General features: G+C 59.9%; 19 protein-coding genes. 10 read left to right on the top strand and 9 right to left on the bottom strand.

Annotated features, from left to right (window positions below; translation table 11 throughout):
- Window positions 1–106 precede the first annotated feature (106 nt).
- Window positions 107–550: a ferric iron uptake transcriptional regulator gene (gene fur, locus M5D89_RS04730; RefSeq protein WP_248884703.1), complete on the bottom strand. Its 444-nt coding sequence runs from the start codon at window positions 548–550 to the stop codon at window positions 107–109.
- Window positions 551–617: 67 nt separating this feature from the next.
- On the opposite strand from fur, the gene M5D89_RS04725 reads away from it, so the two are divergent.
- On the top strand, window positions 618–953 hold the full coding sequence (locus M5D89_RS04725; RefSeq protein WP_248884702.1) for an outer membrane protein assembly factor BamE: 336 nt from the start codon (window positions 618–620) through the stop codon (window positions 951–953).
- Between the two features lie 3 nt (window positions 954–956).
- Here the strand turns inward: M5D89_RS04725 and M5D89_RS04720 are convergent, their stop codons facing one another.
- Both M5D89_RS04720 and M5D89_RS04715 read right to left on the bottom strand, forming a co-directional pair.
- Window positions 957–1,412, bottom strand: a complete 456-nt coding sequence (locus tag M5D89_RS04720; protein ID WP_248884701.1) for a type II toxin-antitoxin system RatA family toxin — start codon at window positions 1,410–1,412, stop codon at window positions 957–959.
- A 13-nt stretch (window positions 1,413–1,425) separates the two neighbouring features.
- The gene (locus M5D89_RS04715) at window positions 1,426–2,580 is read right to left on the bottom strand and encodes a phospholipase D-like domain-containing protein (RefSeq protein WP_248884700.1); all 1,155 of its coding nucleotides are present in this window, start codon (window positions 2,578–2,580) and stop codon (window positions 1,426–1,428) included.
- Between the two features lie 139 nt (window positions 2,581–2,719).
- On the opposite strand from M5D89_RS04715, the gene smpB reads away from it, so the two are divergent.
- Genes smpB through M5D89_RS04695 form a run of 4 tightly spaced genes read left to right on the top strand, consistent with a single transcriptional unit; the run spans window position 2,720 to window position 5,927 of the window.
- Complete coding sequence (gene smpB, locus M5D89_RS04710) at window positions 2,720–3,184, top strand: SsrA-binding protein SmpB (RefSeq protein WP_215872912.1); 465 nt, start codon at window positions 2,720–2,722, stop codon at window positions 3,182–3,184.
- On the top strand, window positions 3,177–4,829 hold the full coding sequence (locus tag M5D89_RS04705; RefSeq protein ID WP_248884699.1) for an ArnT family glycosyltransferase: 1,653 nt from the start codon (window positions 3,177–3,179) through the stop codon (window positions 4,827–4,829). Before smpB ends, M5D89_RS04705 begins: the two co-directional genes overlap by 8 nt.
- Window positions 4,819–5,430: a thioredoxin fold domain-containing protein gene (locus M5D89_RS04700; RefSeq protein ID WP_248884698.1), complete on the top strand. Its 612-nt coding sequence runs from the start codon at window positions 4,819–4,821 to the stop codon at window positions 5,428–5,430. The genes M5D89_RS04705 and M5D89_RS04700 overlap by 11 nt, the downstream gene beginning before the upstream one ends.
- Window positions 5,400–5,927 carry a disulfide bond formation protein B gene (locus M5D89_RS04695; RefSeq protein ID WP_248884697.1) on the top strand — a complete coding sequence of 176 codons (528 nt, stop codon included), beginning with the start codon at window positions 5,400–5,402 and terminating at the stop codon, window positions 5,925–5,927. Before M5D89_RS04700 ends, M5D89_RS04695 begins: the two co-directional genes overlap by 31 nt.
- Here M5D89_RS04695 and M5D89_RS04690 read toward each other — a convergent pair.
- Genes M5D89_RS04690 through purE form a run of 3 tightly spaced genes read right to left on the bottom strand, consistent with a single transcriptional unit; the run spans window position 5,905 to window position 8,405 of the window.
- The gene (locus M5D89_RS04690; RefSeq protein WP_248884696.1) at window positions 5,905–6,780 is read right to left on the bottom strand and encodes a fructosamine kinase family protein; all 876 of its coding nucleotides are present in this window, start codon (window positions 6,778–6,780) and stop codon (window positions 5,905–5,907) included. The genes M5D89_RS04695 and M5D89_RS04690 overlap by 23 nt on opposite strands.
- A 3-nt stretch (window positions 6,781–6,783) precedes the next feature.
- Window positions 6,784–7,908: a 5-(carboxyamino)imidazole ribonucleotide synthase gene (locus M5D89_RS04685; protein ID WP_248884695.1), complete on the bottom strand. Its 1,125-nt coding sequence runs from the start codon at window positions 7,906–7,908 to the stop codon at window positions 6,784–6,786.
- Window positions 7,905–8,405, bottom strand: coding sequence for a 5-(carboxyamino)imidazole ribonucleotide mutase (gene purE / locus M5D89_RS04680; protein WP_248884694.1), 501 nt, complete (start codon window positions 8,403–8,405; stop codon window positions 7,905–7,907). Before purE ends, M5D89_RS04685 begins: the two co-directional genes overlap by 4 nt.
- Before the next feature lie 38 nt (window positions 8,406–8,443).
- Here purE and trmB point away from each other — a divergent pair, with 38 nt between their 5' ends.
- The 5 genes from trmB to M5D89_RS04655 all read left to right on the top strand — a co-directional run bounded on the left by trmB (window position 8,444) and on the right by M5D89_RS04655 (window position 12,291).
- Window positions 8,444–9,139, top strand: a complete 696-nt coding sequence (gene trmB, locus M5D89_RS04675; protein ID WP_248884693.1) for a tRNA (guanosine(46)-N7)-methyltransferase TrmB — start codon at window positions 8,444–8,446, stop codon at window positions 9,137–9,139.
- Complete coding sequence (locus tag M5D89_RS04670; RefSeq protein WP_248884692.1) at window positions 9,136–9,834, top strand: Crp/Fnr family transcriptional regulator; 699 nt, start codon at window positions 9,136–9,138, stop codon at window positions 9,832–9,834. Before trmB ends, M5D89_RS04670 begins: the two co-directional genes overlap by 4 nt.
- 98 nt (window positions 9,835–9,932) lie before the next feature.
- Window positions 9,933–10,619: an MBL fold metallo-hydrolase gene (locus M5D89_RS04665; protein ID WP_248884691.1), complete on the top strand. Its 687-nt coding sequence runs from the start codon at window positions 9,933–9,935 to the stop codon at window positions 10,617–10,619.
- Window positions 10,620–10,629: 10 nt separating this feature from the next.
- On the top strand, window positions 10,630–11,115 hold the full coding sequence (locus M5D89_RS04660) for a hypothetical protein (RefSeq protein WP_248884690.1): 486 nt from the start codon (window positions 10,630–10,632) through the stop codon (window positions 11,113–11,115).
- A gap of 33 nt (window positions 11,116–11,148) precedes the next feature.
- Window positions 11,149–12,291, top strand: a complete 1,143-nt coding sequence (locus M5D89_RS04655) for an NAD(P)/FAD-dependent oxidoreductase (RefSeq protein ID WP_248884689.1) — start codon at window positions 11,149–11,151, stop codon at window positions 12,289–12,291.
- On the opposite strand, the gene M5D89_RS04650 is transcribed toward M5D89_RS04655, so the two are convergent.
- The 3 genes from M5D89_RS04650 to M5D89_RS04640 are packed head-to-tail and all read right to left on the bottom strand — an operon-like array spanning window position 12,282 to window position 15,624.
- A complete protein-coding gene (locus M5D89_RS04650; RefSeq protein ID WP_248884688.1) occupies window positions 12,282–13,415 on the bottom strand; it encodes a glycosyltransferase in 1,134 nt (377 codons plus the stop codon). The two genes, M5D89_RS04655 and M5D89_RS04650, sit on opposite strands and share 10 nt — an antisense overlap.
- On the bottom strand, window positions 13,415–14,551 hold the full coding sequence (locus tag M5D89_RS04645; RefSeq protein WP_248884687.1) for a PilT/PilU family type 4a pilus ATPase: 1,137 nt from the start codon (window positions 14,549–14,551) through the stop codon (window positions 13,415–13,417). Before M5D89_RS04645 ends, M5D89_RS04650 begins: the two co-directional genes overlap by 1 nt.
- 14 nt (window positions 14,552–14,565) lie before the next feature.
- Window positions 14,566–15,624 carry a type IV pilus twitching motility protein PilT gene (locus tag M5D89_RS04640; RefSeq protein ID WP_283102954.1) on the bottom strand — a complete coding sequence of 353 codons (1,059 nt, stop codon included), beginning with the start codon at window positions 15,622–15,624 and terminating at the stop codon, window positions 14,566–14,568.
- Between the last annotated feature and the right edge of the window lie 51 nt (window positions 15,625–15,675).

Raw genomic sequence — 15,675 nt, 5'->3', positions numbered from 1 at the left:
TGCAGGCCTCCGGTACCCAGGAGGAGAAGGGAATAGGATTCATGCGTAACTATCCACTGGAGGAGCGTATCGCTGCTCTACGCCGACGTGCGGGCGAGTAAGCTCGTTAGCTCCCTTGTCCCTCCAAGGAACAGACCCCCCGCTCTTGCATCCCCTTGCAGGTTCCGTAGAGCGAAAGACTGTGATCGGTGATGTGAAACCCACGCTCAGCAGCGATTTGTAGTTGACGAGTCTCCAGCGTCTGATCGTAAAACTCGAGCACCTTTCCGCAGGCGGTGCAGACCATGTGATCGTGATGCCCACTCTCATTCAGCTCGAATACCGCGCGGTCCCCTTCAAAATGATGGCGACGCACCAGCCCGGCCATTTCAAACTGGGTCATCACCCGGTAGACCGTAGCCAGCCCGACCTCTTCACCGGCATCGAGTAATTGCCGATACACCTCTTCTGCGGTGAGGTGACGGGTATCACTCGCTTCCAGTATCTGCAGGATGCGTAGGCGCGGCAGAGTGGCCTTGAGACCAGCGCGTTTCAGTTCTTCGCTATTCATTCGTTCCAATGGCAAGTAGCGCTCTGTTTTAGTAGCATAGTGGCACCGTACGCCCAAGACAAGGACCATGCGCACACTCTCTCTACTCGCCAGTATCCTCCTGCTCTGCACCGGACTCAGTGCCTGCAGCATCTATCGCGTCAACGTGCAACAAGGGAACGTCGTCAGCCAGAAGGAACTGGCACAAGTTCACCAGGGGATGACCCAAGCCGAGGTCAGTGCCATTCTGGGCGCACCTTTATTGCAGGATCCGTGGCACTCCAATGAATGGGTGTACAGTTACAGTGATAAGCCTGCCTACGGCAGCACCAAGGTGCGCAACATCATCTTGCACTTCAACGCGGACGGCGCGCTGCAAAGCATTGATGGCGACGTGCGGGCGGCAAAACCAGAAAAGGGCTAAGGCTCAGTTTTCGTTCTTCGCCAGGCGCGCACTGCCATAAACCTGACGGGCACGTTGCCCAAAACGTTGCACCATGGTCTCTGCCGCCTGTTTGAAGATCGGTTCGAGAAAGGCGCCGATCAGGCGGCTGGCAAACTCAAAGCGCATGTCCAAGGTCACACGGGTGCCGCCGTCCACGGGCTCCAACTGCCAGAGCCCTTCGAGAAAGCGAAATGGGCCGTCCACCAAACGGACCTCAGCGAGCTTCGGGCGCTGATAACGGTTACGGGTAGAAAAGGCTTTGCCAAAGGAATTGTGCGCGATGCGAATCTCGGCGACCACTTCGTCGCCGCGATCCTGGAGGATGCGCGTCGCACCACACCAGGGCAAGAATTGCGGGTAACTGCGGATATCTTCTACCAAGGCAAAAATTTCTTCGGCGCTATACGGCAGCACCGCCGTCTTACGGATGTGGTGCATCGAGCTCCTCGACTCAATAACGACGCGAGCCCAGTGCTCGCGCCTGGATGCGACGATCGACCTGAGCCAACAGCCACTCCAGCGGACGCCGCCACCAGGGGCGACGTTGCCAGTGCTCCACAGAAATTTCCTGGGAACGGGCAAATTCGCGCAGAAACAGGGTGCGCAGCAAGGTCAGGGGGATCAGCCCTTTCAGCTCCAGATTCAGTTCGCGGTTGAACCACAGGCTCAAGAAATCGAGATTGGCGGAGCCCACGGTTCCCCACTGACCATCCACCAAAATATATTTGGCGTGCAGGAAACTTTCCTGATATTCATAGACGCGCACACGATGTCGCAACAGCTTTTGATAATACGCCTGAATACCCAGGCGTAAAAGGGGATGATCCGTTACTCGCCCGGCGAGCAGCACGCGCACGTCCACACCGCGGCGCACGGCACCATAGAGTGCCGACAGAACTATCGGGTCGGGGTTGAAGTAGGGGGTGGCGATCCAGACGCTCTCCCGCGCCGAGCGAAACGCCGCCAAATAGCGCCGGCGAATGGTGTAACGGTCTGGCGGCGACCCCGCCAACAGGCGCAGAACGGCATTCGCTCCCACGTCGATATCAGCACTGGGCACGGTGCGCAGTTCCTGTCGCGACAAGGGCCGATTTTTCAGAAAGAGGCGCCGCAGTAGGAGTACCACCGGCCCAGCGCAGGCATAGAGCAGCTCGCGGTAGGGGACTTGCCCGGGATCACCGCGCAGCCAGGCATCCGCAAAGGCAAAACCGCCTACAGCTGCCCACTCCTGGTCCACCAGCACCATGCGGCGGTGGCTGCGCCGCAGACTCCTCTGCCAACTGCGCCAAACGAGACGATGATACCATTCAAACTCGCCACCCGCGGCGCGCAATCGCGCAACCCAGGATTCCGGAAAGCCATAACTTCCGACGGCATCGAGACGCAGGTGCACTCGCAGCCCGTCTCGCGCCTTGGCACACAAAATATCCAGGATTTCCTCGGGCCAGTCGCCAGCCTGAAAGATGTAATTCTCGATGAGGATTTCCCGCTCGGCGGCACGTAATCTAGCGACCAAAGAACGTGCAATTGCGGGCATTTCCGCCAGCAGGAGCCAATCCTCTGCTGGCATCCAGATGGGGCTACGCCGGGGGTTGCCAGTGTTCATGAGCTCTGTCGTTATCGCTGCATGGAATAGGGAGCAGTCTAGCCGATGCGCTGGCAAGCGACCAGACAAGCGCCCCGGCGATGCGTCGTGCTGCGCTTTGCGCTAAGATCGCGGCTCGACAGCGGGGATGCGGAATAGCATGAGCAGCAGTACCATTGCCCTCAATCGCGAGGCCAGACACGAGTATTTCATCGAAGAGCGTTTCGAGGCCGGAATTGCCCTCGAAGGCTGGGAGGTGAAGTCTCTGCGCGCTGGTCGCCTGCAACTCAAGGATAGCTACGTCGTCATCAAGAATGGTGAGCTTTGGCTGCTCGGGGCCCATGTCAGCCCGTTGCCCACCGCCAGTACCCATATTCAGCCCGATCCTACCCGTACCCGTAAGCTGCTGATGCATCGATTGGAGATCAATCGTTTGATCGGCGCAGTCGAACGGAAGGGCTTCACCATCGTCCCCCTGGCGATGTATTGGAAACAGGGCCGTGCCAAAACGGAAATCGCCTTGGTAAAAGGCAAGCAGGCGCATGACAAGCGCGCGACGCTCAAGGAACGCGAGTGGCAACGCGACAAGGCCCGCATCCTCAAGGGTGGCGCCCGCGATGGCTAAGACGCAGGAAGCGGATCGGCATCTCCTGCATGCACTGCTGCTCTTCGTCTTTACTTTCTGGCTCTTCGCCTTTCATACCGGTGATGCCAGCCTGTGGGACATCGACGAACCGAATAACGCCCAGTGCCTGAAGGAAATGATTGCCCATAACAATTATGTGGTGCCTACCTTCAACGGCCATCTGCGACCGGACAAGCCGATTCTCAACTACTGGTTGATGGATCTTGGGGTACGCAGCCTCGGGATGAACAGTTGGGGGCTACGCATGGGCTCGGTGACCCTGGGGGCATTGCTCGTCCTCTACCTGAGTCTGGCGCTGCGCCGTCTGCTCGGTGCACGTGCGGCCCTGTTGACGGGCCTGTTCACCGCCACGGCATTACATAGTCAGATCATTTTCCGTGCTGCAGTACCCGATCCTTTGGTGATCCTTTTCACCACCGTCGCCCTGTTGAGTTATCTGCGCGGCTATCGCTATCCCGAAGAGCGGCGCTGGCAATATCTGCTCTCTTATGGCGCCATGGGCTTAGGCACCCTCAGCGAAGGGCCAATCTTTTTTCTGCTGCCAGGCTTGATCATTACCCTGTTCTTACTACTGCGCCGCGACCTCCCCCATTTGTGGCGTCAGGGACAACTGCGTTGGGGCTTGCCGATTTTTTTGCTCCTCACCCTGCCGTGGTATATCGCGGTAGGCCTCGAAACCCATTGGCGCTGGGATCTGCTTTTCCTCGCGCAACAAAATGTCGCGCGTTATACGGGGTCCATGCAGGGGCATCAAGGGCCCATTGTCTATTATCTCTTTACCACCTTCCTTGGTCTTCTGCCGTGGTCGGTATTTTTTCCCCAGGTTTTTGCCACCCTGTGGCTGCAGCGCCGCGAATATTTTCGCTCCCGCCCCGATCTCCTGTTTTTTGGTCTCTGGGCCGGGATCTGGATCGCTTTTTTCAGTCTTGGCGCTACCAAGCTGCCCAACTATGTCTGGGAGGCGTACCCGCCCCTCCTCGCCCTGCTGGCCTGGCGCATGGATATCGCCTTGACGGGCGTACATGCCTTCTCTGGTCGCGGCATTATCGCCTCCCTGGCCGCCTTGGCTGCCGTCGGCGCGATCCTTCTGGGCCTCGGGGCCAGCTTGGTCCCGCAACAGATTCCTCCCCTCGGCTCGGTGGCGTATCTGGGCCTCCCTTATCTGGGTTCCGCGTTGCTAGCCCTGGTTTTTGTCTATCGCCGACAATTTATCGGGGTCATAGGCAGCCTAGGAGCAGGCGCCGTGGCTCTGGCTTTTTGCATGCTGTTGTTATTGATGCCGGCCCTCAATCGTCTCAAGCCTTCGGTGACCATGGGGGAAATGGTGCATAGTCTGGACGGCAATGCACCCTATACGATCGCCACCTGGAACTGGTGGGAACCCAGCTACCTCTTCTACGCCGGGCGTGGCAGCATGACTGCGACCCAGATACAACGGCCAAAACAGCAGATCCCGGAGATTCTTGCCCATAGCCATGGACCCTTGTTCCTGGTTCTGCCACAAAAAGACCTTCCCGCGCTGCGCCGGAATTTGACGGCAACAGAAAGCAGCACGGAACTCTACGCCAGCTATGAGCTCTATAGTCGACAAAAAATTACCCTGGTACGAATCGATGAAAAGTAAGCTTCTCCCTCTTCTCCTGCTCTGCAGCACCTTGGTTCTCTTAGCGGGATTTTCTTTTTCTCCCGTTTGGGCAGCGGATGCCGAGCATGACGACACTTTCTGGCAGGCCCTGACCCACACCCAGTACATTCAGGAGGGTGAGAAGGGGCCGGTGGTCTATCTGTTCCTGGATCCCAACTGTCCCTACTGTCATGAACTCTATACCTGGCTGCAGAATCCGGTCGCGAAGAACGAGATACGCCTGCGCATCGTGGTCGTCGGGTTCCTGGTGCCAGAGAACAGTCAAGCGAAGGCCGCGGCCATTTTGGGAGCAAAGGATCCCCGCACCGCTCTCCAGAAAAATGAAGAGGATTTTGCCATCGTCAATGGCGAGCCTATGGGCGGCATCGCCCCCGCTGCGCCGGCACTGGTGCAGAAGGAGTCTGGCATTTTACAGCGCAACTATGCCTTTCTCTGGGGCAAGGAATCCCTCCTGCCCAATGTTCCACCAGGTGATGTCACTGTTCCGCTGCTGGTGTATCGCTACCAACAGCAGGTCCGTTATCTCCCCACCCTTCCGGATCAGCAACAATGGCAGGAAATCCTTCACGGGGATCATTGAATCCCGGCGCGCTCTCTCGCGCCCTCGCCACCCTTTCTCTGCTCGCGGGCTTGGGGGCACTCGGAGCCGTGTTGTACCTGCAGTTCGCCGAGGCCGTCCAGCCTTGCAGTCTGTGCATCTATCAGCGGCTGGCAGACTTACTCATGATGATCGCCATTCTCCTGGGTTTTTTTATCCTACGGCGCTGGCTCTGGTCTCTAGCCAGCCTCTCTGCCCTGAGCGGGGCAGCCCTGGCCGGCTGGCAATGGCATCTGGCGAATGCGGCGGCAGACCGGGTGCAGGCCTGTGCCACCATACAACTCTGGCCGAGTCAGGATTTCTCTACCGGCAGCCTCAGCGGCGGACTGACGGCAGCGCTGGCTGGTCACGGCTCCTGTGCCATCGCTGGACAACAGAAGCTAGCGCATTGGCCGATCACGCACTGGAGTGTCGCCTTCTTTCTGGGCTGCGCGCTGCTCTTGATGGTGGCAGTGCTTACCCAGAAGCGACGCCGCTGAGTGCGGCGCGTGCAGCCACCTGGGCCTGCCCAGCATACGCGGCGCCAAACAGCAGCCAATGGTTGAGCAAGTGGTATAGCTGATAGAGCGGGCGACGGCGCGCGTAGGCGGCCAAGACAAAATTCGGCGCCGCTAGCTCGCTATATCTCTGCCAAAACAGCTCTGGCGGCTGGGCAAAGAGTTCCAGCATGGCAAGATCCATTTCTCGATCGACTACGGCTACGGCAGGATCAAAAAGCCAGATTCCACCCTCGGCGCCAGCACCCCAGTTGCCAGACCAGAGGTCGCCGTGGGTGAGAGACCCCTGTGGGGCATGATCGCCCAATATCTCTGGCAGAGCGGCGAGGAGACCGGTGAAGAGCTGTTCCTCCGCCCGCGATAGCTCGAGCTGCTCCAATAACACCTGCAAGCGTTGCTCGCGAAAGAAAGAGATCCAGTCCTCAGCGCTTGTACTGGACGTTTGCGCATTGTGCTGCGAAGTAGCACCGAGAAAGTTGTGCCGTGACCAACCAAAACAGGGCCAAGCAGGGCGATGCAGGTCTGCCAACACGCGCGCCAACTGCCCCCAGGCATCGGGCCCCTTGTGCCCGAAGTTCAGCAGTTGCAGCGCGAGAACCACCTCCCCGCCGCTGTCCCATACACCATAGAACTTTGGCACTGGCGCCCCGGCCGCTCGCAGGGCCTGCAGCCCATCCGCCTCCGCTTCGAGCTGCTCACGCTCCTGTCCGAGCTTGAGAAAGAGGGTTTGGTCCGCACTCCGCGCCCGATAGAAGCGAAAAAAGTCGCTCGCCCCACTCGCCTCGACACTCCAGTCGCCACCGAGTCGTTCCGCCAGCAGCCGCGCCAGGTCCATGGACTAGGTCACGTCGCTGCCACGCAAATCTGCCACCGTGTGCAGGGCAGCCGCACGGCTTTCGGCCAGGATATTGAGATGCCCCATCTTGCGCCCTGGGCGCGCCTCTTTCTTTCCATAGAGATAGGGTTTTACTTGGGGATGCCGCAGCCAGCTTTGCCAGTCGATATCCGAGTCCTGCCAGAGATCGCCGAGGAGATTCAGCATCAGCACCGGTGAGAGCAAGCGTGTATCACCAAACGGCAAATCCACCAGGGCCCGTAGCTGCTGATCGAATTGACTGTGGACGCAGGCATCAAGGGTGAAGTGTCCGCTATTGTGCGGGCGCGGCGCCATCTCGTTGAGGAGCAACTTGCCGTTTTGGGTGAGGAAAAATTCGACGGCAAGCACGCCAACATAATCCAGTGCCTCCGCCAACCGCAAGGCCCACTCCCTGGCCTGCTCCTGATGCTCGGGAGATAGTTCACAGGGCACGATACTGAGGTCCAGAATGCCGTGCTGATGGCGATTTTCGGCGATGGGATAGAACACCACAAAGCCATCGCTGTTGCGTGCCAGGATCACCGAGAATTCCTGTTGCAGCTGCACCCGCTCTTCCAATATTGCCGGCCGCTGCCGCAATTGTTGCCAGGCGGACGCGAGCGCACGGCCATCGTCCACGCCGATCTGCCCTTTCCCGTCGTAGCCCTCTTGCGCCGTCTTGAGGATAGCGGGAAAGGTCAACCCCGTTGCCCTCTGCAGGTCAGCTTCCTGTTCCACGACCAGGAAGGGCGCGGTCGGCAAACCCAAACTGCGGAAAAATTCTTTCTCTAAGCGGCGGTCCTGGGCAATGCGGAGTGCCTCCAGGCCAGGCCGTAGAGGCCGCTGTTCTGCGCAGAAAGCCAGGCTGGAGAGGGGAATCTGCTCGCGCTCCACGGTGATGGCCGCCACCCCCGCGCAGAATTCAGCCAGAGCGCTCGCATCGGTGAAACTGGCGCAGAAATGCCGGGTGGCAAGCTCCGCTGCCGGGGCATGGGGGTCGGGGTCAAAGACCCAGACGGCATAGTCGAGGCGCCGCGCGGCCAAGACGAACATCGAGCCCAGCTGCCCACCACCCAGAACCCCGAGGGTGCTGCCGGGGGCAATCATGCTGGATCCGGCGGGATCTTGCTGTGCAAGGCCTGCTCGGTTTGTGCGGCACGAAACTGCTGCAGCCGTTGCTGCAAGTCGGAATCCTGCAAGGCCAGCTGCGCCGCCGCAAAGAGTGCGGCATTGGCGGCGCCGGCAGCACCGATGGCAAAGGTGGCAACGGGAACCCCCTTGGGCATTTGCACGATGGAGAGCAAGGAATCTTGCCCCTGCAGGTGCCGCGAAGGGACCGGCACCCCAAGTACCGGAACCAGCGTTTTGGCCGCCAGCATACCGGGCAGATGAGCAGCGCCGCCGGCCCCAGCAATGATCGCCTGCAAGCCACGCGGGGCGGCCTCTTCGGCATAGCGAAACAGCAGATCGGGGGTGCGATGGGCGGAGACCACGCGCGCCTCGAAGGGGATCTGCAACTGCGTGAGAATCTCCGTAGCGCGCTGCATGACGTCCCAGTCGCTCTGGCTGCCCATGACCACGCCGACGAGCGGCCCTTGCTGCATCCTTTTCTCCTTCGGCCTCGTGCCGGAAACTGGTTATAATGCCGGGCATGAAGGAGAGTCTCAAGCCCGAAATCCGCCCCATCCGGAGTTTCGTCCTGCGCCAAGGCCGATTGACGACGGCGCAGGCGCGCATCCTGCGGGAGGGTGCAGAGTCGTATCTGGTGGATGCGCAGTCCCCCTGGCACTCGCCTTGGCCTAGCAACACGCCGCTACTGCTCGAGATTGGCTTTGGCAATGGGGAGCATCTGGCGCAATTTGCACAGCAGCATCCAGATTGGGGCTGCGTAGGCGCCGAGGTCCATGCCCCCGGCGTGGGTGCGCTACTCTTACGGGCTGAAGAACTGGGGCTGCAGAACCTGCGGATCGTGCACAGCGATGTCGTGCCCTGGTTGCGCGCCCTTCCCGCTGGTCTCTTCGCCATGATCGTCATTCAGTTCCCCGACCCCTGGCCCAAGAAACGGCACCACAAACGACGCCTCATCCAATCCGAGTTTGTGCAGATTCTGCAGCATATCCTTCGGCCCGGCGGCGAACTGCAACTGGCGACGGACTGGGAGCCCTACGCCCAGCAGATGCTGCAAGTCGTCGAAGCAGAACCCGGCTGGCGCAATCTCGCCGGCCCGGGCAATTTCTCCCCGGCACCGGAAAACCGCATCCAAACCCGCTTCGAGCGGCGCGGAACCGCCCTCGGCCATACTGTTTTCGATCTCCGTTTTCAATGGCAGGCGCCATGAAGGCAGCCCGCCTTTCCGACTGCCTGCATTGTCAGATGCGCGGCGAGAGCATCTTCGCCGGCCTCGATCCCGTCGAACTCTGTACTCTGGGCATGGAAGTACAGGACCTCGATTGCGCGCCTGGAGAAGTTCTCTACCGCACCGGCGATCCGGCGCGCTATGCCTACACCTTGCGTGAGGGCGCGGTAAAACTGGTCAAGCCCTTGCGCTCAGGTCAGGAGGTCATCCTGCGTCTTCTGCACCATGGCGATCTCTTTGGCTTTGAGGGGATGCAGGAAGAATTGCATCGCCACGATGCCATCAGCCTGACGCAGGGCAAGGTCTGCCGCCTGGACCTGATCGAACTGCAAGTTCTGTCCGAGCGCCTGCCAAAAATTCGCGAAGCCATCTTTCGGCGTTGGCAGGAGGCATTACGCGATAGTGAGGAGCGCGTCGTGGAACTGGGCGCAAAAAAGGCAGAGGCCCGTCTGGCCACCTTTCTCCTGCAGTGGGCCAGCCGCTATCCGCAACTTCGTAGCCTTCCCTTTCCGTTGACCCGCCAGGATCTGGCGGCCTTTCTGGGCCTCTCGGTGGAGCACGTCAGTCGCTTGATGGCGGAGTTCAAGCGGCAAGGCCTGCTGCAGGAGAGTCGCAATCAATTGGAAATTCTGGCCAGCGGCCGGCTGGAGGACATTGCCGCAGCCAAACCCGACTAATTCACTCAGGATTGACTTTTGTCAATGCAGCGGAGGGGCAGGTGCAGGACAATGCCCCCAAGCACAGAGCGTTCTGCCCCTTGGGCAAGGAGTGAATGATGTTCTTTCGCCAATTATTTCATCCCGAGAGTAGTACTTACACCTACATCCTCGCCGATAGTACCTGGCGCGACGCCGTCGTCATCGATGCAGTATCCGACGCCACGAATGCGGTGCTCGCTACCCTGCGTGAGCAGGATCTGCATCTGACCCATATCCTCGAGACCCACCTCCATGCCGACCATATCAGCGCAGCGAAAAAGCTGCGCGAGGTTACCGACGCCCAGGTGGTCCTGAGCGCGCTTGCCGGGGCCGACTGTGCCGATCTGCAGGTGAGTGACGGCGATTTCCTGGTCCTGGGCGATGACGTGATCCGCGTCCTTGCTACCCCCGGGCATACGCCAGAGTCGTTGAGTTTTCGCTGGCACGATCGGGTCTTTACCGGCGATGCCTTGCTCATTGGTGGCTGCGGCCGTACCGATTTCCAAGGCGGCGATGCCGGAACCCTCTACGACAGCATCACCGAAAAACTGTTTGTTCTCCCGGAGGAGACCCTGGTCTATCCCGGGCACGATTACCAGGGTCGGCGGGTGAGCTGCATCGCTGAGGAAAAACAGCTGAACCCGCGTCTTGCCGGCAAGTCACGACAGGAATTCATCGAGATCATGCACAACCTGGATCTCCCCAAACCGAAACTGATTGACGTGGCCGTACCCGCCAACCGGCTCTGTGGCACGGAACACTAAGGAGAAAACCATGAACGAAGCTCTGATTCCCCTGCGCCGCGGTGCTGGACGTGCTGGCGGCGACCCGGCTCGGGCTGCCCGGCACCAGCATGACCAGGCGGTATTTCATCGTCTGCTGGCTCTGCATGAGCGCATTCAACGCGAGCTCGAGTACCTGCCCAATGGCATACGTGCGCGAACACGCTCGGACGATCCGGAAATCGTTGCCCTCTTGCACGACCATGTGCCCTCCATGAAACAACGTCTGGAAGAGAACTTTGGCTTGCGCTTTTGGGATCCCGCCTTTGCCGAGCTCTTCGCCCAGCATGGCAAGGTTCACATGGAGCTGACCCTGCTCCCGGATGGTGTCTTGATCGAAGAAACCAGCGACGATCCGAATGTGGTCACCTTGATTCAGGCGCACGGTCAGGTCATCAACCTCTTCGTCGCCCACGGCGGCGCGCAAGCGCAACAAGAGAGTCCCCTACCGGCGGCCTATCAGCGCGTTCTGGGCTAAGCTATCCTGAACAGGATAAAGGAGGATCTTGCAATGACCCAAGTGACGATTATTGGTAGCGGCTTCGGCGGCCTGACAGCGGTGCGTGAACTGCGCCGCCAAGATCCGGAGCTACAGATACGGCTGGTCGCGCCCAAACCCGAGTTTATTTATTACCCGAGCCTGATCTGGGTACCGACGGGTCTGCGCCAGGGTGAAGAGCTGCGCATCGACCTACGTGATTTCTTTGCTCGCCAACAGATCGACTTCGTCCCCGGTAAGGTCCAATCCATCGATGCACAGGGGCGCGTGACCCTCGAAACCGGCACGATCCTGGAGCAAGACGTGTTGCTCATTGCCGCGGGCGGTCGGGGCTTGCGCAAGCTGCCGGGTATCGAGCACAGCCTGGCGATTTGTGATGGGATCGAGGTGGCGCAGCAGATTCGAGATCGCCTGCATGCCATGCAAGGAGGCAGCATCGCCTTTGGCTTTGCCGGCAACCCGCAGGAACCCAGTGCCGTGCGTGGCGGGCCGGTCTTTGAGCTGCTCTTCGGCATCGATACCTGGCTGCGCCGCCAAGGCCGACGCGAAGCCTTCACCCTCACCTTTTTCAACCCCATGCGCGAGCCCGGCAACCGTCTGGGGGCGGAGGCCGTGGCCGGGCTCCTGGCAGAGATGGAAAAACGTCAGATCCATACCCACCTCGGGCACAAGATCAGCGGTTTTGATGCGCAACAAGTGCATACGGGAGGCGGCGATATCGATGCCAACCTGATCCTCTTCATGCCCGGCATGACGGGGCCAGATTTTGCGGCCAACAGCGCCCTACCCCTCTCCTCCGGAGGATTCCTGCAAGCCGACAATCACTGCCAGGTACCCGGGGTGCCCGGCGTCTACGTAATCGGCGATGCGGCCTCTTACAGCGCCAGCCCCGACTGGCTGCCAAAACAGGGGCACAGTGCCGACCTGCAGGCGAAAACCGCTGTACGCAACGCCTTGCGCTACCTGAAAGGTCAGGGAGCAGAGGAAGAGTTTCGCAAGGAGCTCATCTGCATTGTCGATAGTCTCGACGGCGGCAACCTCGTCTATCGCTCCCCCAGCCTTGCCCGGGTTGTGCCCGGCGCGTGGTGGCATCTCGCCAAACGGGCTTTCGAGTGGCGCTACCTGGCCCCTTACCGCCCGCGGCCTCAGGGGTAGGTGCGCCCCTTCCAGGCGCCGCCCCGACCTCGGTAGTGGCGGCGCGCGGAATCCAGGGTCATCAAGGTATAGAGCCAAGCCGCAGGCTGCAGGCTGAAGATCCAGAAAGGAGAAAGCCGGTAATCGCGCAGGGTCGGCCAGAACATGCGCCAGGAAAGAAGCAAGCTGAGCAAGGACAGCGCCCAGACCCAGGGTTTGTTCTGCAGCAAGCCCAAGATGAACAAGACCCAGGGTAAGAGGTACAGAAAAAGCATGCCCAGGGTAGCCAGAAGCAGGCGGGACGGCCGAAACTCGAGCTGTACGTAGGCCGAGCGTGCCACCATGCGCCAGATCTCTCCAAGCCGCTGGTAGCGGCGTAGACTCTCACTCTGCTCCGCGAGCCCCAACCAGATAGGCCCCTGCACCTGCAGTTGCGCCGCTAGGGTACAATCATCAATCAACGCACCACGCATGGCTTGCAGACCGCCACTGGCCAGCAGGGCATCGCGGGCAACGAGCATGCACCCCCCGGCCGCCCCCGCCGTACGGCGGCGCGGATCATTTACCCAGGGGAAGGGATAGAGTTTTTGGAAAAAAAAGAGGAAGGGCGGAATCAACCAGCGCTCCCACCGGGTCTCGCAAGACAGACGCACCATCAGGGAAACTAGGACCCGATTTTCCGTTCCTGCCTTGGCAACCAGCGCGCGCAGCACCTGCGGTTGGTGCACGATGTCACCATCGGTAAACCAAAGGTAAGGTACAGTACCAGCCGCTTCGACGCCTTGCGCCATCGCCCAGACCTTGCCCGCCCACGCAGCGGGCAGATTTTCCCCAGCCAGGACGGAGAGCCTTGTCGCTGCGCCGATGGCAGCGGCGGCGGCATGGGCCAACTCTGCGGTGCCATCGCTACTTTGATCGTCGACGACGATGAGCCGCACTTCGCCGGGGTAATCCTGTCCAAGAATACCGCGCACGCACGCGGCGATGCCTTCGGCCTCATTCCGCGCGGGTACGACCGCCGTCACCGCGGGCCATGCGGCAAGTTCGCCCGCCTCGAGACGCTGATCCGCGCGCCAGAAATTTCCCCGCCCCAGGTAGAGAACCAGCCATGCCAGCACTTCGGCAATGGCGAACGCCAGCAGCATCAGCTATCCCCGCTGATCCGCCAATTCATTGCGCCCTCAGCCTTGGCTCCCGGATCTTCCAGGCCGCGCTTCATACATTCCATCTTGATGGACAGGCGCAGGTCATTTTGCGAATCCGCAGCACGAATCGCATCCTGGTACTCGATCAAACCATCCATGTACAGTTTGACGATAGACTGGTCGAAGGTCTGCATCCCGACATCGTTGGGACGCGCCATCGCGTCCTTGAGCAGACCCACCTCGCCCCGATAAATGAGGTCGGCGATGGTCGGGGTGTTGATCAGCACCTCCATGGCGGCAATCCGTCCCGAGCGGCCCTTGAGTGGCAGTAGGCGTTGCGAAACCACCGCCCGAAGATTCAGGGAGAGATCCATGAGCAACTGCCTTTTTCGCTCTTCCGGGAAAAAATTGATGATGCGCTCTACCGCCTGATTGGCATTGTTCGCATGCAAGGTCGACATGCACAGGTGACCGGTTTCTGCATAGGCCACGGCATGTTCCATGGTATCGCGGCTGCGCACCTCACCGATCAGGATGACGTCCGGCGCCTCACGCAGGGCATTCTCCAAGGCATTCTCATAACTGCGGGTATCGATACCGACTTCCCGCTGATTGACGATCGATTTGATATTCTTGTGTAGATATTCGATGGGGTCTTCGATGGTCAGAATATGCCCCGCCGAACTCGCATTGCGATGCTGCAGCATGGAAGCCAGCGAGGTACTTTTTCCTGACCCGGTAGCACCGACGAAAAGCACCAGACCGCGCGAGGTCATCGCCAGATCCTTCAGAATCGGCGGCATGTGCAATTGATCCAAGGTCGGAATCTGGGTCTTGATGGCGCGGATGACAAAGGAAATCTCATTCCGCTGGAAAAATCCATTGACGCGGAAGCGACCGACCCCAGGTACGGACAGGGCGAGATTGGCTTCCTTTTCGTGCTGAAAATCCTGCAGCCGTTCCAGGCCCAGGATTTCCTTGGCCAAAGCTAGGCTCTGCGCCGGTTTCAAGGGCTCTTCCCCCACCGGGATGGCACGCCCGTCGATCTTGATTACGGGTGGCGAGCCAACAGTAAAATACAGATCCGAGCCGTTTTTCTGCACCATCATGCGCAGAAGTTCGTCAAGCACTGGCATCTAAGGTTCTCCCGTCAGGCGACATTGGCAAAGCTTTCTTTGTTCTGCGCGCGACGCAAGGCATCATCGCGACTGATCTGATGGGCGCGCAACAAGTTGCCGAGGCATTGATCCAGCGTCTGCATGCCCTGGTTCTGTCCCGTTTGGATGACGGAATACATCTGCGCCACCTTGTTTTCGCGTATCAGGTTACGGATCGCCGGATTGGCAATCATGATCTCATGCGCCGCTACCCGGCCCCGGTGGTCAGCCGTAGGAATCAGGGTCTGGGCGATGACGGCACGCAACGATTCCGAGAGCATGGCGCGCACCATGTCCTTTTCCCCGCCGGGAAAGGAGTCGATGATACGGTCGATGGTCTTGGGTGCCGAACTGGTGTGCAGGGTACCAAAGACCACGTGGCCGGTCTCGGCCGCGGTCAAGGCCAGGCGCATGGTCTCCAGATCACGCAATTCGCCCACCAGAATCACGTCCGGGTCCTCACGCAGGGCCGAGCGCAGTGCGTTCTCGAAGGACTTGGTATTGGGGCCGACCTCACGCTGATTGATGAGGCATTTGTTCGGGGTATGCAAAAACTCGATCGGATCCTCAATGGTAATGATATGGTCGTGACGGTTGCCATTGATGTGATTGACCATCGCCGCCAGGGTGGTGGACTTACCGGAGCCCGTCGGTCCGGTGACCAGAACCAAGCCACGCGGCACGTCGATGATCTCCTTGAACACCGTGGGCGCATTCAATTCCTCCAGGCTCAAGACCTTGGCCGGAATGGTACGAAAGGCGGCAGCCGGGCCGCGGTCCTGCTGAAAGGCATTGATCCGGAAGCGCGCCACCTGCGGCACGTCAATGGCAAAATCGATTTCCAGGTTCTCTTCATACCATTTGCGCTGGGCGTCATTCATGATGTCGTAAATCATGGCATGCACCACCTCCTTCGAGAGCGGCGGCACATTGACCGGCTTGATTTCGCCATTGATGCGCACCATAGGCGGCAGGCCGGAAGAAATATGGATATCCGAGGCATTATTCTTTACCGCAAAACCGAGCAGATCGGTCACATCCATTTGGCTCATCTGCGACGTCCTCATTTGGGGAACCAGCGATAAGCCCTTACTATAGTCGAG

It is taken from the genome of Acidithiobacillus acidisediminis (assembly GCF_023277115.1).
GTDB lineage: Bacteria > Pseudomonadota > Gammaproteobacteria > Acidithiobacillales > Acidithiobacillaceae > Igneacidithiobacillus > Igneacidithiobacillus acidisediminis.
This window is presented reverse-complemented; position numbering and strand designations above follow the sequence as displayed.

Excerpts from the sequence above, each read along its gene's own strand:
- fur (WP_248884703.1), bottom strand. The coding sequence starts at position 550 with ATGAATAGCGAAGAACTGAAACGCGCTGGTCTCAAGGCCACTCTGCCG.
- M5D89_RS04725 (WP_248884702.1), top strand. The coding sequence starts at position 618 with ATGCGCACACTCTCTCTACTCGCCAGTATCCTCCTGCTCTGCACCGGA.
- M5D89_RS04720 (WP_248884701.1), bottom strand. The coding sequence starts at position 1,412 with ATGCACCACATCCGTAAGACGGCGGTGCTGCCGTATAGCGCCGAAGAA.
- M5D89_RS04715 (WP_248884700.1), bottom strand. The coding sequence starts at position 2,580 with ATGAACACTGGCAACCCCCGGCGTAGCCCCATCTGGATGCCAGCAGAG.
- smpB (WP_215872912.1), top strand. The coding sequence starts at position 2,720 with ATGAGCAGCAGTACCATTGCCCTCAATCGCGAGGCCAGACACGAGTAT.
- M5D89_RS04705 (WP_248884699.1), top strand. The coding sequence starts at position 3,177 with ATGGCTAAGACGCAGGAAGCGGATCGGCATCTCCTGCATGCACTGCTG.
- M5D89_RS04700 (WP_248884698.1), top strand. The coding sequence starts at position 4,819 with ATGAAAAGTAAGCTTCTCCCTCTTCTCCTGCTCTGCAGCACCTTGGTT.
- M5D89_RS04695 (WP_248884697.1), top strand. The coding sequence starts at position 5,400 with ATGGCAGGAAATCCTTCACGGGGATCATTGAATCCCGGCGCGCTCTCT.
- M5D89_RS04690 (WP_248884696.1), bottom strand. The coding sequence starts at position 6,780 with ATGGACCTGGCGCGGCTGCTGGCGGAACGACTCGGTGGCGACTGGAGT.
- M5D89_RS04685 (WP_248884695.1), bottom strand. The coding sequence starts at position 7,908 with ATGATTGCCCCCGGCAGCACCCTCGGGGTTCTGGGTGGTGGGCAGCTG.
- purE (WP_248884694.1), bottom strand. The coding sequence starts at position 8,405 with ATGCAGCAAGGGCCGCTCGTCGGCGTGGTCATGGGCAGCCAGAGCGAC.
- trmB (WP_248884693.1), top strand. The coding sequence starts at position 8,444 with ATGCCGGGCATGAAGGAGAGTCTCAAGCCCGAAATCCGCCCCATCCGG.
- M5D89_RS04670 (WP_248884692.1), top strand. The coding sequence starts at position 9,136 with ATGAAGGCAGCCCGCCTTTCCGACTGCCTGCATTGTCAGATGCGCGGC.
- M5D89_RS04665 (WP_248884691.1), top strand. The coding sequence starts at position 9,933 with ATGTTCTTTCGCCAATTATTTCATCCCGAGAGTAGTACTTACACCTAC.
- M5D89_RS04660 (WP_248884690.1), top strand. The coding sequence starts at position 10,630 with ATGAACGAAGCTCTGATTCCCCTGCGCCGCGGTGCTGGACGTGCTGGC.
- M5D89_RS04655 (WP_248884689.1), top strand. The coding sequence starts at position 11,149 with ATGACCCAAGTGACGATTATTGGTAGCGGCTTCGGCGGCCTGACAGCG.
- M5D89_RS04650 (WP_248884688.1), bottom strand. The coding sequence starts at position 13,415 with ATGCTGCTGGCGTTCGCCATTGCCGAAGTGCTGGCATGGCTGGTTCTC.
- M5D89_RS04645 (WP_248884687.1), bottom strand. The coding sequence starts at position 14,551 with ATGCCAGTGCTTGACGAACTTCTGCGCATGATGGTGCAGAAAAACGGC.
- M5D89_RS04640 (WP_283102954.1), bottom strand. The coding sequence starts at position 15,624 with ATGAGCCAAATGGATGTGACCGATCTGCTCGGTTTTGCGGTAAAGAAT.